14 protein-coding genes, 1 tRNA gene and 5 pseudogenes are annotated in these 15,324 nt (G+C 69.1%); 12 read left to right on the plus strand and 8 right to left on the minus strand.

The window, feature by feature from the left end:
• Positions 1 to 9: 9 nt before the first annotated feature.
• Positions 10 to 276: pseudogene (locus AB5J56_RS00955) on the plus strand (CPCC family cysteine-rich protein); the annotation flags it as partial.
• Between the two features lie 368 nt (positions 277 to 644).
• Here the strand turns inward: AB5J56_RS00955 and AB5J56_RS00960 are convergent.
• Positions 645 to 1,181, minus strand: a complete 537-nt coding sequence (locus AB5J56_RS00960) for a hypothetical protein (protein WP_369229038.1) — start codon at positions 1,179 to 1,181, stop codon at positions 645 to 647.
• 81 nt (positions 1,182 to 1,262) lie between these two features.
• Positions 1,263 to 1,443 (minus strand): annotated as a pseudogene (locus AB5J56_RS00965) (TetR-like C-terminal domain-containing protein); the annotation flags it as partial.
• A 143-nt stretch (positions 1,444 to 1,586) separates the two neighbouring features.
• On the opposite strand from AB5J56_RS00965, the gene AB5J56_RS00970 reads away from it, so the two are divergent.
• Positions 1,587 to 1,811 carry a hypothetical protein gene (locus AB5J56_RS00970; RefSeq protein ID WP_369229039.1) on the plus strand — a complete coding sequence of 75 codons (225 nt, stop codon included), beginning with the start codon at positions 1,587 to 1,589 and terminating at the stop codon, positions 1,809 to 1,811.
• A 630-nt stretch (positions 1,812 to 2,441) separates the two neighbouring features.
• On the opposite strand, the gene AB5J56_RS00975 is transcribed toward AB5J56_RS00970, so the two are convergent.
• Entirely contained in the window at positions 2,442 to 2,945 is a 504-nt protein-coding gene (locus AB5J56_RS00975) for a GtrA family protein (RefSeq protein WP_369229041.1), read from the minus strand.
• A gap of 401 nt (positions 2,946 to 3,346) precedes the next feature.
• Positions 3,347 to 3,871: a VOC family protein gene (locus AB5J56_RS00980; RefSeq protein WP_369229043.1), complete on the minus strand. Its 525-nt coding sequence runs from the start codon at positions 3,869 to 3,871 to the stop codon at positions 3,347 to 3,349.
• 120 nt (positions 3,872 to 3,991) lie between these two features.
• Here AB5J56_RS00980 and AB5J56_RS00985 point away from each other — a divergent pair.
• From AB5J56_RS00985 to AB5J56_RS00995, 3 genes and pseudogenes are all read left to right on the plus strand, one after another.
• Positions 3,992 to 4,229: pseudogene (locus AB5J56_RS00985) on the plus strand (Tn3 family transposase); the annotation flags it as partial.
• 155 nt (positions 4,230 to 4,384) lie between these two features.
• Complete coding sequence (locus AB5J56_RS00990) at positions 4,385 to 4,912, plus strand: cupin domain-containing protein (protein ID WP_369229045.1); 528 nt, start codon at positions 4,385 to 4,387, stop codon at positions 4,910 to 4,912.
• A 367-nt stretch (positions 4,913 to 5,279) separates the two neighbouring features.
• Positions 5,280 to 5,522 carry a hypothetical protein gene (locus AB5J56_RS00995; protein ID WP_369229047.1) on the plus strand — a complete coding sequence of 81 codons (243 nt, stop codon included), beginning with the start codon at positions 5,280 to 5,282 and terminating at the stop codon, positions 5,520 to 5,522.
• A gap of 172 nt (positions 5,523 to 5,694) precedes the next feature.
• Here the strand turns inward: AB5J56_RS00995 and AB5J56_RS01000 are convergent, their stop codons facing one another.
• Complete coding sequence (locus AB5J56_RS01000) at positions 5,695 to 6,180, minus strand: hemerythrin domain-containing protein (protein WP_369229049.1); 486 nt, start codon at positions 6,178 to 6,180, stop codon at positions 5,695 to 5,697.
• Positions 6,181 to 6,282: 102 nt separating this feature from the next.
• Here AB5J56_RS01000 and AB5J56_RS01005 point away from each other — a divergent pair.
• Positions 6,283 to 7,037: pseudogene (locus tag AB5J56_RS01005) on the plus strand (SMI1/KNR4 family protein); the annotation flags it as partial.
• On the plus strand, positions 7,009 to 7,932 hold the full coding sequence (locus AB5J56_RS01010; protein ID WP_369229051.1) for an immunity 49 family protein: 924 nt from the start codon (positions 7,009 to 7,011) through the stop codon (positions 7,930 to 7,932). The pseudogene AB5J56_RS01005 and the gene AB5J56_RS01010, both read left to right, overlap by 29 nt.
• Before the next feature lie 297 nt (positions 7,933 to 8,229).
• Here AB5J56_RS01010 and AB5J56_RS01015 read toward each other — a convergent pair.
• Together AB5J56_RS01015 and AB5J56_RS01020 are read right to left on the minus strand one after the other, a co-directional pair.
• Positions 8,230 to 8,303 (minus strand) — tRNA-Met (locus tag AB5J56_RS01015).
• Positions 8,304 to 8,532: 229 nt separating this feature from the next.
• The gene (locus tag AB5J56_RS01020) at positions 8,533 to 9,402 is read right to left on the minus strand and encodes a calcium-binding protein (protein ID WP_369229053.1); all 870 of its coding nucleotides are present in this window, start codon (positions 9,400 to 9,402) and stop codon (positions 8,533 to 8,535) included.
• 483 nt (positions 9,403 to 9,885) lie between these two features.
• Between AB5J56_RS01020 and AB5J56_RS01025 the strand changes: the two genes are divergently transcribed.
• The 4 genes and pseudogenes from AB5J56_RS01025 to AB5J56_RS01040 all read left to right on the plus strand — a co-directional run bounded on the left by AB5J56_RS01025 (position 9,886) and on the right by AB5J56_RS01040 (position 13,288).
• On the plus strand, positions 9,886 to 10,662 hold the full coding sequence (locus AB5J56_RS01025) for a polysaccharide deacetylase family protein (RefSeq protein WP_369229055.1): 777 nt from the start codon (positions 9,886 to 9,888) through the stop codon (positions 10,660 to 10,662).
• Between the two features lie 824 nt (positions 10,663 to 11,486).
• Positions 11,487 to 12,053, plus strand: a complete 567-nt coding sequence (locus AB5J56_RS01030; RefSeq protein WP_369229057.1) for a Uma2 family endonuclease — start codon at positions 11,487 to 11,489, stop codon at positions 12,051 to 12,053.
• Positions 11,983 to 12,150, plus strand: a pseudogene (locus AB5J56_RS01035) (hypothetical protein); the annotation flags it as partial. The gene AB5J56_RS01030 and the pseudogene AB5J56_RS01035, both read left to right, overlap by 71 nt.
• A 451-nt stretch (positions 12,151 to 12,601) precedes the next feature.
• Positions 12,602 to 13,288 (plus strand): SDR family oxidoreductase, encoded by a 687-nt coding sequence (locus tag AB5J56_RS01040; protein ID WP_369229059.1) that lies wholly within the window; start codon positions 12,602 to 12,604, stop codon positions 13,286 to 13,288.
• Between the two features lie 3 nt (positions 13,289 to 13,291).
• On the opposite strand, the gene AB5J56_RS01045 is transcribed toward AB5J56_RS01040, so the two are convergent.
• The gene (locus AB5J56_RS01045) at positions 13,292 to 14,149 is read right to left on the minus strand and encodes a helix-turn-helix transcriptional regulator (protein ID WP_369229060.1); all 858 of its coding nucleotides are present in this window, start codon (positions 14,147 to 14,149) and stop codon (positions 13,292 to 13,294) included.
• A 621-nt stretch (positions 14,150 to 14,770) separates the two neighbouring features.
• Here AB5J56_RS01045 and AB5J56_RS01050 point away from each other — a divergent pair.
• On the plus strand, positions 14,771 to 15,244 hold the full coding sequence (locus tag AB5J56_RS01050) for a carboxymuconolactone decarboxylase family protein (protein ID WP_369229062.1): 474 nt from the start codon (positions 14,771 to 14,773) through the stop codon (positions 15,242 to 15,244).
• Positions 15,245 to 15,324 lie beyond the last annotated feature (80 nt).

Here is a 15,324-nt window from a genome sequence, read left to right on the forward strand (position 1 = left end):
TGTCCCTGCTGCGGCTTCATCACCCTGGCCGAGCGCGGAGCATACGAGATCTGCCGTGTCTGTTTCTGGGAGGACGACGGCCAGGACGAGCAAGACGCGGACGAGATCCGAGGCGGCCCCAACCACGGGCTCAGCCTCCGCAAGGCCCGCCGGAACTTCCAGGAGATCGGCGCATGCGACGAACGCTCGACCCGGTCCGTGCGGGACCCTCTGCCCCACGAACACTCCACCAGCGGCACACCGTACGGGACGGGCACCATCCGTCCGCGGCGCTGACAGCAGACGGTGAACCGTCCTCCACCGCGTCACAAGCGCACCTGGTTCGGGCGCCGTACCTGCCGCGGTGGGAAAGCGGAAAGCGGTCGATCCGGGACGGGCATGAGTTGCGTCAGATACGACGTGCACGAGATGGCCGCGGCGGCCGCGGCTGCCGATGACCGGTCCCTGAACTCATGGCTGATCTCCGCGGTGCGTCGCGCTGCCGAGTCGGGTGAGACGCCGCATCGCCCTGACGGCGATGCGGCTACGCCTGCCCCGCTACGCGGGAGCGGGCATCACCCCGGCCCTGAAGAACCGGGCACCCCTGCCCGGAAGCAAGGGTGAAGGACGCAGGCTGCGGACTCCTGGGATGCCGCACCGCGACGCTATCGACGACTGTGCCCGCCGCTCACCTCGGGTTCGGGGCACACCCCATGGCTCATGGTCCACAAGCCGGCCTTCGCCAGGATCCACTCCTCCAGCCGCGGACCGTCATACGTCTCCCGGTCCACGAAAGCAAAGCTCACCCGGACGTCCTCAACAGGTTCGAGCTCAAGATTGCGCTGACCAAAGTCGAACTCCTCGACCTCCCAGTGGCAGCCCCTGTCCTGCAGGGCGGAGGCCAGCGCCGACTCGGTGACGTGCGAGTCGAAGCTGCGCACCGGGCCGCGGTTCGAGCTGGGCAACGTCACCGAGTCCAACACCAGCGACAGCGTCAACGACCGAAGCGTCCGGCACTGGCAGAAAAGCAACTCGACCGACCCTACGGCGAAGCGACGCGGCCACCGATGCTTCCGGCTCACCCGCCCAAGATCCTCGGGCTCACCATATTCAGCGGCGATGTCCGCCCAACAAGCGTCAGGCCGCAGCGCTCCCATAGTCCCCGTCGCGGCCAGCTGCGCCAGCTCCTCCACCAATGCCATCACAAGATCATCGCATCTCCGCTCCATCAGCCGCGCAGTCGCCGATCGAGCCCACGGCGGCGGGCCCGCCGGGATGGTGTGTCAGACCTTGGCGAGCCGGTCCACCAGCAGCTCGACCCTCGGCTCGGTGTCCTTGCGGCGGCAGCCGTCCCGACCGGGTCAGGGTCGCCACCCCGTGCAGGGACGCCCAGAACACCTCTCGATACGAACGACAGGCAGCGCGATCGCTGAGGTCTGCCGGACTGCTGAGGAGGGCTACGAAGACCGGTGCCGGTCAAGGCCGGGTCAGTGCGGTTGCTGTATCCCGCTGCTGTACGACTGCACGGTCATGCGGGCTGCGAGCGGCTCGCCCTTGCCCCGTAGTCTCGGTCCCGACCACACAGCAAGGGCGGGGGCGTTCACACAATGGCGAAGCCGGTACGTGCAGCACTGGGGGAAATCTGGCTCAACTGCCAGGTCTGCCACGGAGACCTGTTCCGAGAGCGGGGTGTCCTGCTCAACAGCACCGGCATGGAGTTCATGAAGCTGGCCTGGGCCGATGAAAACGCAACCGGTCTGATCTGCTGGCGGTGCGGCTACGTGCACCTCTTCGTCAACAAGGACATCAAGCTCTACCGAGCGGACAAGTAACACAGCCGAGTACGGCTTGGGCCGCTTCAGCCGACTTCCCCTGCAACCCTGCAACCGCCCCGACCCCTCACCCGGAATGTGTCCCGGCGAGGACACCGTCAACGAGCTCCAGGCCCAGGGCGGCCTCGTGAACGTGCGGCAGGCGGTGACGAACAGCGCGACGTCCGCGCCGTGTTCCCGGCGCGCGGCGCCGACCACCGTCGGGGATGCCGGACGTGTGCTCAAAGTGCGGCTCTCGATGCCGGGACAGCCGGGCTCTTGGCCGCGTGCGCGTGACGCCGACCGGCTTGATCGTCCCTGCGGACGCGCCGGACCCGCACACGGTGCTGAGCAGCCGTGACGGCCCCCTCCCGTCCGCGTACGCCGCTGCGCGAGGGGGCCAGGGGCGAGCTCGGTTTTCCGCGTGCTTCAGCCTGCTTCCAATTCCTCAAGAGGCTGAATTCCCGCCCGAGTTGTGTCTGAACCTGCGCTTGAGCAGTGGTCGAGTCCGGAGTGTCAGGGCTCCCGGTTGAGTTCGTGGAAGGCGCGAACATCGAAGAAGCGCAGGCCGCCGATCCGCCAGGACTGAGCTGCAGCCGGCACGGAGCGCAACGCGGGTGACCCGGGTACTTGGGCGCGTGGGCGCGTGGCCTATGCCGCCGTGACCAGGACGGGTGCGGCCTTCGTCCCCTGCTGCAGGGGGTGTGCCGTCCTGTCGGTGCGGGTGGCGAAGACGTAGAGGCGCAGGACGAGGAAGCGGCCTATTCCGGCGAGGCCGGAGGCGCCGAGGTAGACGGTCTGCTCGGTCAGCATGCCGGGCGAGGCCTGCGCCAGATGCAGGACGAACACGGCGGCGCTGGTGGCGAGGTAGGCGGCGGTGGCCGACCCCGCGGACTGCCAGTGCTCGCGCCATCCGGCGCCGTTCTCCTTGCCGAACGTGTAGCGGGCGTGGAGCTCGGTGCACAGCAGGGTCGAGGCGACGGTGACGAGCGCGTTCGAGAGGGCCCACGGCATGCTCTTGGCCACCAGCGCTACCGCGACGCTGGAGAGGACTCCGACGCCACCCCCGAAGATCACAAACCGTATGAACGCGGCGATGGGGCCGGCAGTGGCCGCAGTCGCCGACACGGGCCCCTGTACGAGCGACGACTTCATGACGTGGGCTCCTTTGCAGATTGCGGGCGGCTTCAGAGACTGCGGGCGGTGATGTCGCCGTAGGCGGTGCTCGCGCGGATGGTCAGGCCGGCGGCGGCGCCGTCGGTGTTCTTGAGCGAGTTGCAGATCCGGCCGTAGCTGGTGCCGGCGTCCAGAGCGGCACAGACTCCGCGGGCGGGGCTACGCGGACGGCACCTGCCGGCAGGCGGCCGGCGATGCGCAGCGCTACCTGGTGCTTCTCCCCCGCTGGGTCTGCCGGTCGTCAACTGTTCTCGTGCACGCCCGGATCGGCCCGCATCGCCGCCGTCCCAGACCGGCCTCGCCGGCCTTGTCGCGTGGCGGCAAGCGCACCATTGGCGGCCCTCAACTCCCCTTGTCCGCAGTCGGGTCGGAGGTTGATCTCAGTGGCTTGGGGGCTGCGGGGCGCTGGCCGTCCCTGTTTCCCGGCCGCTGAGCGCGGCGTCCAGGGTTTCCTGGGCCGTGCGCATCGCCTCGGCGTACTTCGGCTCGGACATGCGCTGCCAGGCCAGGTCCGGTGGGATGTGCTCGACCCGGCTCATCACCCACCAGATGTTGCCGAACGGGTCCCGCACCCTGCCGCCACGGTCCCCCCACGCGCTATCGGCAGCCTCGGTGACCACGTGTGCCCCGTGCGCAACAGCAGCGGCCATGGCGGCGTCCGCGTCCGGGACGTAGACCCGCAACAGCGAGGGCATCACCGGCCAGTCGGGCCGTCGGTCGAAGGCCAGCACGACCGTGTCGCCGACGCGGATCTCGCCGTGGCCGATGGTTCCGTCCTCGACCGGTACCCGGGCAAGCTCTTCGCCGTCGAACGCGCCGGTGATGAAGTCGAGCAGTGCGCCGGTGTCGTCGGTGACCACCCATGGCGCAACGCTGGTGTAGCCCTCGGGTGCAGTCTGGCTCATCGGTGTCATCCCCTCGTGCGTTCCTTCGTGATGTCACGACACTAGGCGTCAACTAGGACAGTTCTGGTCCTAGATGAACCCGGAATCAGCACAGCCCTCGTCAGCCCCTGGCATGAGGAAGAACAGAACCGGCGCCTGGCGCGCTGCGGGAGTCGTCACCGCACGCACGCCCGTCAGGGCGCCATCCACCAGGCGTACCGCGATCTGATGGAACACCAGCTCGGTGCGCTGGGCCTGGTCCTGAACGCCGTGGTGCTCTACACGCCGGGTACATCGACGCGGCCGTCGCCCAGCTCCGCGACGAGGGCCACGAATCCGCGACGAGGACATCGCGCGGCTGTCCCCGCTCAAGCACAAGAGAACATCTCCACCCGCACTGCGCTGCCGAAGTGAAAGAACATCGGCGCTCAGCTCCAACGGCCACCTGACCTGGCGCGTCGAGCAGATTGACCCCTGCTTTCGGCCCTGAAATGCACCCCGGTGCCGGTCGGTTGGCGCCCTAGAGTCGTAGTCATGACGACGAAGACGAACGAGACCACACAGACCACGCAGACCACGGACTTCGCCCCGCTCCTTGTCCGCGGCGACGACGCCGAGACGACCCGCGACCCCAGCAGCGTCATGACACTGCTCGCGGACTCCGACCACACCGGCGGACGGCTCACCAGCTACCGGTCGACGTTCGCCGAGGGCGCGGTCGGCGCACCCGCCCACCTGCACACCAAGGCGTCCGAGATGTTCTTCGTGATCGACGGAGCACTCCAGGTGCTGGTGGGCGAGGAGATCACTGTTCTGGAGGCGGGCGACTTCCTCCTCGTGCCGCCGCACACCCCGCACGCCTTCGCCGCAGCTCCCGGCAGGACGGCCGACGTACTGTTCGTCTTCACCCCGGGCGCCGGCCGCTTCGACTACCTGCGCCTCCTGGGCCGGGTGATGCGCGGCGAGGCCGACCCACAGGAGATCAAGGACTCCTCGGAGCGGTTCGACAACCACTACGTCGACAGCCCGGCATGGCGCGAGGCACTCGCCGCACGCGACTGAGCCCGTCGTTCAACAGGGCAGGCCAGTCAGCGCGCAGTCCGAGGACCTGCCGTTGACCAGCTTCCCGGCGCGGAAGCGAGCTGAGTCCTCCGCGCCGGCACAAGCCGGGACTGGGCTGGGGGTGCATCTATACGGAGACGCGATGAGCGCTTCAGCCCTCGCACTCTGGGAGTCTGGCTCTCGAGGCCACCCCCTTCTTCACCTGCGGGTTATTCGCCAGCTCTGGGGGCAGTTTCGTGTCCTCATCGATCTCAGCCGAGGCGGGCACGCAGCGGGCACGGCCGAGGGCTTGCGTGGTCTGCTGCTCAACTCAGTTGACCGGAGGAGTCGCGGTTGCTCTACTGCGATGCCGGACCGGGGAGGACGTGTGGCAGAACTGCCGGAGAGTGTAGATCGCGACATTCTGGAGGGGCGCACCATCCTCGCGGTGAAGACGATTCGTGAGGCACAAGGATGCTCGCTCCGCGAAGCAGTTGATCTTTACCATCAGCGCTACGCAGAGCTTCGTCCTGAGCCGGGCTCAGCCCAGGAAGCTACCCGGCCCCGCGTGCTGCGGTTCGAGCGGGACGGCTCTTTGACTGTGCTTGAGGGACTGCAAGACGCTCAGTAGCCGAAGAAGTGAAGGGTCGTGTCTGTGACCTGCGGCCGTGTGATCAATCAGCAAACGCGTCATCCTTGCCGCCTCCTCACGCCGCAGCCACTCGCCCCTGCCCGACGACGATCTCTGGGCGATCAACCGCTACGGAAATCTTGTATGCGCCGAGGAACGCATCCATGTCAATTCATGCCGTACGGAACCCGAACACCATGTCGGGCCAGTCGGTGGCGGGTATTCCGTCGTCGAGTGCCTCGCTGATCGTCCGCTCTTCGTAGCTGAAGTGGGATTCCATGATCGCTGCCAGTCCGTCGAGTTCGCGCCCGATCGCCTCCAGAGCCGGGCCACGCGATTCGGCCGCTCTGTCAGCGAGTTCGCTCACCTGGGACAGGATCGAGGAGATCAGTCCATGGTCCTCGACAAGATTCGTGACCGTCGCGGCGAGATCCGGGCGTTGCCGTAGTAATTCGGAGAACATCCCGTCGTCCTCACCCTGGTGGTGCGAAGTCAACGCGGCACAAAAAGCCAGGCAATGGGTGAGAAGTACGTCGTCGCTCAACCGGCGGTGACCGATACTTGTCCTGATCTCGCCGATCTGGCGACGCAGTTCTTGATGTGCTTGCGCGAGCTGCCGGCTCAAGGCGACTGCACGGTCGCCGTCATGGGAAGCCACGGATGGCGGTCCCTTCGGTTCCGCACCTCCATGCCTGACGCAATCCGTCACCGGCACGCGATGCTGCCGCTATCCGATCACGCGGCGCGGTGGAACAGCAAGGACGCGGCCTCGCGCCACTGCCGTGGGGAGTTCGCGGCGATGGAGGCGGTCGTCACCCCGCCCGGCGCCGCGGTGCAGGGCCTGGTGGGCTCGCCCGGCTGGATCGTCTTCGGGACAACGGCGGCGGTGACCGGCTGGTGGTCGGCCTGACGCCCGGCCCGCGCGGACACGCCGGGCAGATCATCATCCTCGGCCATGAGGAGAACGTCGGCGCCTGCCTGGTCGCCGGCTCGCTCACCGGCCTGGTGACGGATCAGCGCAGCAAGCGCGGCGGCGGCCCGGGCAAAGACCAGCCGCCGGCCGTGGCCCGTGTCAGCATCCGGAGCCTGCCGGGCATCGAGGCCGCCGCACACCCCGGCCTGGAGGTCTTGTCCATCGGGGGATGGGACGCCGAGCCGCTCAGCCTCGCGCCGGTCACCGGGCTGCCCTGCCTGCGCACCCTTACCGCCCATCCCGGCACGCTCGCCGATTCTCTGGAGATCGCCGAGCTCACCACACTGGAGTTCCTGGAGCTCGGCCCGGAGCAATGGCGCGTCCTCCTCGACGCGGGAGCCGTCCCCCGCAGCCTGTCGGCCGCCGCCATCACGGTGCACGGCAGCCAGGACCCGCTGCCCGTCGTGGCCCTCGCCAACGGACTCCTGGCCCTCTGGGGCCGGCCGCAGATCATCCAGACCGTCCTCGAAGGCACCCTCGGTGATGTCAGTGGCCGCTGTCAGGATGACGCGTATGACGATCAAGGACGTAGCCCGGCATGACGTGAGTGAGCAGCGGATTGAGCAGGCGCTGGAGGACATCGGGCGGCGGGCCCATCGCCGCTGGCACACGATGCAGTACGACTGTTACTCCGATGAGGAGCTGCAGGCGATGCGGGACGACCTTCTCGACCACGTCGCTGCCGGCACGGTGACGGACCCTCAGCTCAGCAATGAGCCCTCACGCGTCGTCCTGCGCACCGCGGCGGAGTGCTCCCTGGGATTCCTGGAGCTCGGCTGTTATCCCAACGGGGACCAAGAGATTCTCTTTCCCCTCGTCGGCGAGAGCATCAGCAGCGAGGACATAGCCTTCGAGGCCGTGGTGGCGCACGCGTCCACCGCGCGGGACTGGCTGGATGCGTTCGCTCTGTGCGTGATCAGCGGCATGGTCTGGGAACGGGACCGTGTCATCGGGCTGTTGCTGCGTGACCACGCGTCCACGATCCACGACGGGGTGCCGTACTCGAAGCTGGAATCACCGTCGGATCCGGCGGAACTGGCGGAGATGGACACCCTTTCCTGCTACCTGGCCAAGGCCCGTGGGCACCTGCCGCGGGACTGGCCATCGGTGACGTTGTGCATGCCGGAGGTCGACGAGCGGCTCGACGGCGCGCTGCGCCTGAATGCCCTCGGCGCCCTGACGCCGGATCAGCAGCTGTTGCGCGTGCTCCTGGAGGACGACCAGGCGGCCTTCGAGCAGGCCCTGGCGCATCGCCTGGTCCAGCACCGGCAGAGCGCATCCCCCGATGCGGCGCCCCGCAGCCTGCTGCCGCACAAGACGATCGCCCTGGCCGCTTTGGCCGTCCAGGTGCACGGCTGGGACGTGCGCGTCCGATCCGGCTACCTGCCGCAGGCCTTGCTGGCTGCCCCGGAAGGCGCGCCGCCGGTCAACGGATGAGAAGCGGCGCAGCGTGCTGTCGGACGCGGTCACGGCTGCCCCGGCAGTGTGACGTGCTGCTGGAAGGGGTGGCGCGCGCCGGGGCCGGCGGGCTTCTCGACCGGCCTCGGCGCGGCCGAAGCGTGAGAGGTGGCGGTCCACTCGCACGCGGTGGGGGCGCGCGTTCAGTCGGCGCTGCCCATCTTCGTCCGTCGCAGCATGCCCCGCCGGATCCGCAGCTACCGCTCCGGGGAGGCACTGTCGCCGACAACGGTGCAGGGCCCGGATCCGCGTGGATCCGGGCCCTGCACCATGCAGTAGCGGGGACAGGATTTGAACCTGCGACCTCTGGGTTATGAGCCCAGCGAGCTACCGAGCTGCTCCACCCCGCGTCGGTGATCCCTACCGTACGCCATCACAGCGGGCCCAAGAACCACTGCCCCGGACGGGTGCCCGGTGCGGGAGAGCGGATGGCAGCGCTGCTTTCTCCTCGCCCGCCTCCACGCCGTCCAGCAGGGGACGGCTGCTGGACGGCGTGCTCGAGCTCGAACCGGCCGACTGCGCGGCAGCCTGGGGCAGGCTGGAAGCAACGCGGCGTGAGGAATCGTGGTGCTTGTCTGGTCAGGGGCGTACGTCGACGTAGTCGCCGGTGGCCTTGGCCGGGCCGGTGGTGGGGGTGCCGGTGAAGTTCCAGCGCCAGTAGCCGTCCTTGACCGCTGTGACCGTGGTGCGCAGGGTGCCGGTGGTGCTGGTGTTCGCGGTGGCCACCGTGGTGTAGGTGCTGCTGTTCTTCGGGCGGAACTGCAGTTGCACGGCCCGGCCCGCGTATCCCGCATACCGGTAGGTGTCCCAGTTGGCCCGCACGAGCTTGCCGGTGACGCTGATACGGGCGCCCTTGGCCACCGGTTCCGGTGCGGCGTTGACCGTGAGCTGCGCGGCACGCTTGAGGCCGAACGACCCCACGCCGGGGGCGAAAACGGAATCGCCGTCGTTGGCGTCGGCCAGGACGTCGACCGACCAGGTACCCGCGTTGGCGTTGGCCAGGTCCACCGGATCGTCACTGCCCGGGGCCGGGTGGGCGTTGACGGTGAACACCGTCGTGCACGCCGTCGCGGTCTCGCAGAACGCGTCGGTGGTGTAGAAACCGCCGTGCGGGCCTTTCAGATCCACATCGGCGAAGGACAGGCCGGAGTCATCCGATCCGCTGACCGTGACCGGGAACACCACGTTGTGCGTGATCCCCACGATGACGTCATGGCCGGAGTTGACGGTGGCGCCGCTGATCACCGGGGTGCGGGGTGCGGTGGCCGATGCGGCGTCGGCGGAGGCGCCGATGCCCGCCAGCGCGACGGCGACGGCCCCCACCACAGCGGTGCGGCCTGCCGCGCGACCGCCGGACCTGTGCTGCAGGACACGTGCGGTGGTGACGGGCGGGGCGGCGTCGCGCCCGCCACTTGGTCTGGCGCCCGGTGATGCAGCGAAGCGGCTCATCAATCCTCCCAAGGGGTGACGGGTTCTGCTGCCAACCACCCCACGAGCGACGGCAGTTGGCGGCGAGCGCGGGAGACGGGTGGGTGTCACCCCCTACGACTGCCGAACCGGCCCGACCGTTGCCCCCCCGGCCGGATCGGGAAAACAACCCGCCACGGGAGGAGGGGCGGAGGGCGGCCGCGGTGGGCTGGCGGGGGTGGTTCAGCGGCGGGTCGTGGGGGCGGACCGGGTCGAGCAGCTGGGCAGGGAACGCGTGGAGGCGGAAGCCGGGGTGGCCCGCTGGCGGCTGCCGCAGCGGCAGGGGCCGTTGCCCGGCGTGAGGCGACCAGCGTCACCGCCGGCGGCCGAGCACGCCGCAGAGGCGCTGGAGCGGATCGCAGCCGAGGTGGCGTCTCAGCGCACGGGAAACACGCCGCACACGTGTCCTGCCTCACTTTCGAGGCCGCCGGGCAACCCTTGTGGCGCTGAAGTCTTCTCCCTGAGGTGAAGATCCTTAAGAGGCGGCCTCGCCTGCTCATACTCCTGACCCTGGCCGTGGTGGCGGCCGTGACGGTGACCGTCGTCATGATCATCCAGGCGAACAAGATGGAGACCGTCTCCCCGGGCGAGGAACGTGACCGGGCCGCGTCCGGAGCCGCCGTACCGCCGGGGCAGGTGGACTGCCGGAAGGTCAAGTGCATCGCGCTCACCTTCGACGGCAACCCGGGCGAACCCACCGACCGGCTGATGGACCTCCTCAAGGAGTACAAGGCACCGTCGACGTTCTTCCTCGAGGGCCGGCGCATCCACAAGTTCCCGGAGGTAGTGCGGCGGATCGCCAAGGACGGCCACGAGATCGGGGACCACACCTGGACGCACGCGGTGCTGACCGATGTCTCCGACGCGCAGATCCGCGACGAACTGCGCCGCACAGCCCGGGCCATCTCCGGCCTCACCGGCAGCGAGCCGACGCTGATGCGCCCGCCCCAGGGCCGCACCGACGACCGCGTCTCCAAGGTCTCGAAAGAACTGGGGATGGCGCAGGTGCTGTGGACGGTGACCGCGAAGGACTACGAGACGGACGACACCGCGCTGATCACCAAGCGCGTGCTCGCGGGCGCAGGCCGCGACGGGATCATCCTGCTCCACCCGCTGCACAAGGGCACCGTGCCGGCCATGCCTTCCATCCTCAAGGCGCTCCGCAAGCAGGGCTACACCTTCGTGACCGTCTCCCAGCTGCTCGCTCCGTCCAAGGCCGAGCCCGGCAAGATCTACAAGTGACGGACTGACGCGCGAAGCGTCCGCCTGCCTGGGCCCCTCGCCACCACCGGAGTGCGGCCGGGGCCGAAGTGGCGGGCTGAGGACCGGCCACGGCCGTCCCGGTCGGGAGGGCGGACGCCGGGCTGCGCAGGATCATGCCTGAGCCGGCCGAGGAGGAAGCGGCGGCATGTGCGTGACGTTGAAGTCGCCGCTCCCCCGACCGGGACGGGCCGTGCCCGCCGAGTTCCCGTCCAGGCAGTCCTCGCCGAAGCCCAGGCCCGCAAGGACTGGCGCTACGCGCAGTACGCAGTCGCCGCCGTCAACGATGCAGGAACCATCAGGTTCCTGTGCTGGGGCTGCTCGAGCAGCTCGTCCTGCGTGCCCTCGCCGAGCGTTCGGGCGACGGTTCCGTCGTACCGCGTGAGCGGGCCGGCCGGCGTGCCCTGTGAGAGAGCGCCGGAGCCGTCACGACGGCCTCGCCAGCCCGGTACTCATTCTCAACATCGGGGCCGAGGGCGGCACTGTGGTCTGCGACTGGCTGCGCGACGCCGCCGAGTTCGGCATCCCTCCGCCCGCACCCTCTTCGTCTTGCGAGACCCCGGACCGAACCGTCTTGATGAGGACGCTCTGGGTCAGCAGAGCAGCGATGCCCCCTCAGGGGCTGTCCGGACGTTGTGGCCCAGTCGCTTCCCGCCGAAGGATTCGCCGCTCTGCCGGACCATCTCGTCGCCGGACCTGAGGGCAGCCGGCGGCCGGCCGGGCCGACCCGCACGAACGGTCCGCCGAAGCGCACTACGCTGGGCCGAGCGTTGTCCGGCCCGCCGAGCATGCCAAGGGGGTTCGCCATGACCGCCGAGATGGTCGCTCCGGCGTGGATGCATGCGCAGGTCACCGCGGAACAGTACGACTCCTGGTCCGAGGAGCAGTGCGCGGGTATCGAGGTCGTGGACGGGATGATCGTTGTGAGCCCCAGCGCGTCCAAGCGGCACAACCGCCTGGCCCGGATCCTGGCGAATGCCCTGGACGCCACCGCAGGACCCAACTGGAACGCGGACACCGACTTCGACGTCCGTCTGCAGGACGTGCCGCTCACCAACCGCCGCCCGGACGTCGTCGTCTATCGCGCCGACACCCTCGACATCACGCCGACCCGCCCGGAGCATGTGCTCCTGGTGGTCGAGGTCGTCGCACCCGGTTCGGAGACCACCGACCGGATCGTGAAGGTGGACCAGTACGCCAAGGCCGGCATCCCCTTCTACTGGCGCATCGAGCAGAGCGTTACCGGCCTTCCCCTCGTCTACACCTACCTTCTCGACCCTGCCAGTGGGGTCTACCGCGACGATGTTGTGTTCACCGGTGTGGTCAAGGCCGCGGCACCCTTCCGGGTGGAGATCGACCTCAGCACACTCTGACGAGGGGGCCGTGGTCCCCGGCTGCCTGCAGAGGCCCGGCTGCGCGACAGCGCTCACGGGCACCCTCGCGGGCTTCCGCGGCACCCCCGACGATGTGAGCGGGGCCGTCGAGGCCCGCATGCGCCGCTCGCACGTCATCCGTGAGGGCAACCACCGCTTCGCGACGCTCTCGAGGAGAACGTCCTCCATCACCGCGTCGGCGACGCCAACTGGAGCATGTGCTGGCCTGCGTGGAGCTGTCGTCCATGTCGCTCGGCGTCATTCCCGCGGAGGCCCGGGAGCCGGTCATGTGGCCGCTCGAGCAGTTCACGGTCTTCGACGCCCCCCGGATCCTGTGACTGAGCGCTTCAGTTGGCCACTCTGAGCGTCACAGTTGGCCGCAGGGTAGCGACCACGTCGTGTTACTGATGCCGATCCGAGCCTCTCCTGGGCACGACCTGGGGGGTGGCCGGACCACCAGCATCAGGCGTATCTGGATCACTGTCTGCGGATTCCCGAGGCTGATGGGGCAGACGCAACACAGACCTACGGAATCGGAGACGCACGCGATGCGCGTTGTGATCATGGGTGGGACGTCCGGGATCGGCCTCGCGGCAGCCGAGAGGCTGACGGCTGCCGGCGCCGAGGTGATAGTGACCGGACGGGACCCTGAGAAGCTGGCGGCAGCCAAGGACCGGGTGGCCGGTGCCGAACAGGTCGACGGCGCCTCGGAAACGGACGTGGCGGAGTTCTTCGAGCGGATCGGCGTCATCGGCCATCTCGTGCTGGCATTCAGTCCGGGCGCGCTCGGGTTCGGGCCGCTCGCGGACGTGAGCCTGGCCAGCATCAGGGGTGCCTTCGACGGCAAGCTCTTCCCCTACCTGTACGCGATCCAGAAGGCCGACGTCACCGGCTCGGTCACGATGATCTCCGCAGCCACCGCGAGGGCCGCCCTGCCCGGCAGCGTGGCGCTCGCCGCGGTCAACGGGGCGATCGAACGCATCGTGTCCCCGCTCGCCGCCGAACTGGCTCCGGTGCGGGTCAACGCCGTGGCCCCCGGGGCCGTCGACACTGCCTGGTGGTCGTTCCTGCCGGAGGAACAGCGTGCGGCCCAGTTCACCGCCGTGGCGGCGGACCTTCCGGCCAAGCGGATCGGTCGGCCCGGCGATGTCGCGAACGCGATCGCCTACCTCATCGGCGCCGACTATGTGACGGGCACGGTCCTCCCGGTCGACGGCGGGTTCACCGTCGCCTGACGTTCACGCACCCGGATTCCTGACGAGTTTGAGGAATTGGCTCTCCACTTCTGAGCCCGGTGGCAGCAGATACGACACCAGCGTCTTGTCGTCGTTCGCCACGTGCAGCTTCACGTAGTCGAGGGTGACCTCGCCGAGCAGCGGATGGTCGATCGTACGGGCCTTGGGCACGAACGGCGCCAGCTCCTTGCGTCGCCACAGGCGGGCGAAGTCGGGGCTGGCGTCGGCCAGTTCCGCGATGAGTCCGGTGATCTCGGGCGCCAGGATGCCTTCGTTCGCCTGCGTGCGGAACAGCGCGACGGTGAGCGCGGCCTCCGTCTCCCAGTCTCGGGTCATCTCCCGCACCTCGGGCGCGGTGAACGTGAGCCACAGGACGTTGCGCCGCGATGCGGGCAAGGCGCCCAGGTCGCCGTAGAGGAGTTCGCAGCCGCGGTTCCAGGCCAGGATGTCGAACCGCGGGTTCACGATGAAGGCCGGGTTCGGGTCGAGGTGGGTGAGCAACAGCTCGTACTGGGCTGGCAGTTCGGCGCGCGAAGGCGCCCCGTCCGGAGGCGGTTCATCGGCCAGCCGGAACAGATGGGCACGCTCGACCTCATCAAGTCCGAGTGCCGTGGCCAGGCTCCCGAGAATCTGGCGCGAGACGCGGATATTGCGGGCCTGCTCCAGCCACGTGTACCAGGTGATGCTCACCCCGGCGAGCGTCGCCACTTCCTCGCGCCGCAGCCCGGGAGTGCGCCGCCGCCCGAAGGTTGGCAGCCCCGCGTCGGCAGGCGTGCGCCGCGCCCGCCGGCTGCGGAGGAACTCGGCAAGCTCACGCCGCCGGCCCTGCGCTGTCATCTGCACCTCCAGCCGCTCGGTCACCACAGACTCTAGGCCAACCGGCCTTCCCGGCCCTGGCCCAGCCAGCCCACAGTTGTCTGCACCCGCACGACCAACGAGGCGGCCAACTATCGCGCTCAGCGGCCAATTGAAGGGTTGTGACCGCGCTTTCGCCGACCCCCCTTGGCGAGCGGCCTCTCGGACACACCACCGGAAAGTCCTGCTGACTTCCTCGAGTTGTTGTCGGCTGCGGAGCGCGGGGCACTCTGGCGCCGGCCAGGCAGCTATCGATCAGGCCGGGCCGGAGCTGGATATGACGTAGGCCCCGGCCTCTGAGAGCCCTGGACGCTCTTGGCAACAGTGCGCTCAAGGATTGCTCGAAGTCGGCTTCAGAAGTGCTACTGCCCTGGCTGGGCGGGGCTTTGGGGCAGCTTCCCGGGTGGGGGTGGTGGGGCATGCTGTTGCTCGGTCTCCTGCGGACGGGGGCCGGGGAGGGCGGGCGCCGACGGTGCGTCCACAGGCTGCCGGGGTGTGCCCGGCGGCGGCTGCGCCGAGGAGTTTGCGCAAGGGCCGGTCTTCATTCCCGTTCCCGGTTGTCACCGCAGTGAGCAGGCACCCCGCGATCCAGGCGGCTTTTGCCGCTGATGAATTCTGGAGGAATCCATGACCGCCCCCCGTATTCCCAACCCCGCCATCGCCGCCGGCCCCGACACTCTTCCGGCGCTGCTGGCGCTGGGTGAGGCCGTGAAGAAGACCGGGCTGCCGGACACGACGATCAACCTCATCTACCTGCGGGCCAGCCAGATCAACGGCTCCAGCTGGAATGTGAACAAGCACGCCGGTGACCTGACGGCGGCCGGGGAGAGCGACGAGCGGGTGCGCACCGTCGCCGCCTGGCGCGACACCCCGTTCTTCAGCCCCGAGGAGCGTGCGGCGCTGGCCCTGACCGAGGCGGCGACACGGCTGGCCGACACCGTGGACCCGGTCTCCGACGAGGTGTGGGCCGAGGCCGCGAAGCTCTACAGCGACCAGGAGCTCGCCGGGATCCTGCTCGCGGCCGGGGTGAACAACCTGTGGCACCGGCTCATGCCGACCACCCGTCAGTCCGCGCAGCCCGCGCCGCCCGCGGCCGGCTGAGCGTCACAGTGACAGCCGTGTCCCGGCCGAGGAACGGCGCCGGCCGGGGCACGGCAGACCACACAGGCAGAGCAGCCAGG

This window comes from Streptomyces sp. R21, from assembly GCF_041051975.1.
Classification (GTDB): Bacteria; Actinomycetota; Actinomycetes; order Streptomycetales; family Streptomycetaceae; genus Streptomyces.

Bases quoted from the DNA above. Each gene is read 5' to 3' on its own strand.
- AB5J56_RS00960 (WP_369229038.1), bottom strand. From the start codon at position 1,181: ATGGCATTGGTGGAGGAGCTGGCGCAGCTGGCCGCGACGGGGACTATG.
- AB5J56_RS00970 (WP_369229039.1), top strand. From the start codon at position 1,587: ATGGCGAAGCCGGTACGTGCAGCACTGGGGGAAATCTGGCTCAACTGC.
- AB5J56_RS00975 (WP_369229041.1), bottom strand. From the start codon at position 2,945: ATGAAGTCGTCGCTCGTACAGGGGCCCGTGTCGGCGACTGCGGCCACT.
- AB5J56_RS00980 (WP_369229043.1), bottom strand. From the start codon at position 3,871: ATGAGCCAGACTGCACCCGAGGGCTACACCAGCGTTGCGCCATGGGTG.
- AB5J56_RS00990 (WP_369229045.1), top strand. From the start codon at position 4,385: ATGACGACGAAGACGAACGAGACCACACAGACCACGCAGACCACGGAC.
- AB5J56_RS01010 (WP_369229051.1), top strand. From the start codon at position 7,009: ATGACGATCAAGGACGTAGCCCGGCATGACGTGAGTGAGCAGCGGATT.
- AB5J56_RS01020 (WP_369229053.1), bottom strand. From the start codon at position 9,402: ATGAGCCGCTTCGCTGCATCACCGGGCGCCAGACCAAGTGGCGGGCGC.
- AB5J56_RS01030 (WP_369229057.1), top strand. From the start codon at position 11,487: ATGACCGCCGAGATGGTCGCTCCGGCGTGGATGCATGCGCAGGTCACC.
- AB5J56_RS01040 (WP_369229059.1), top strand. From the start codon at position 12,602: ATGCGCGTTGTGATCATGGGTGGGACGTCCGGGATCGGCCTCGCGGCA.
- AB5J56_RS01050 (WP_369229062.1), top strand. From the start codon at position 14,771: ATGACCGCCCCCCGTATTCCCAACCCCGCCATCGCCGCCGGCCCCGAC.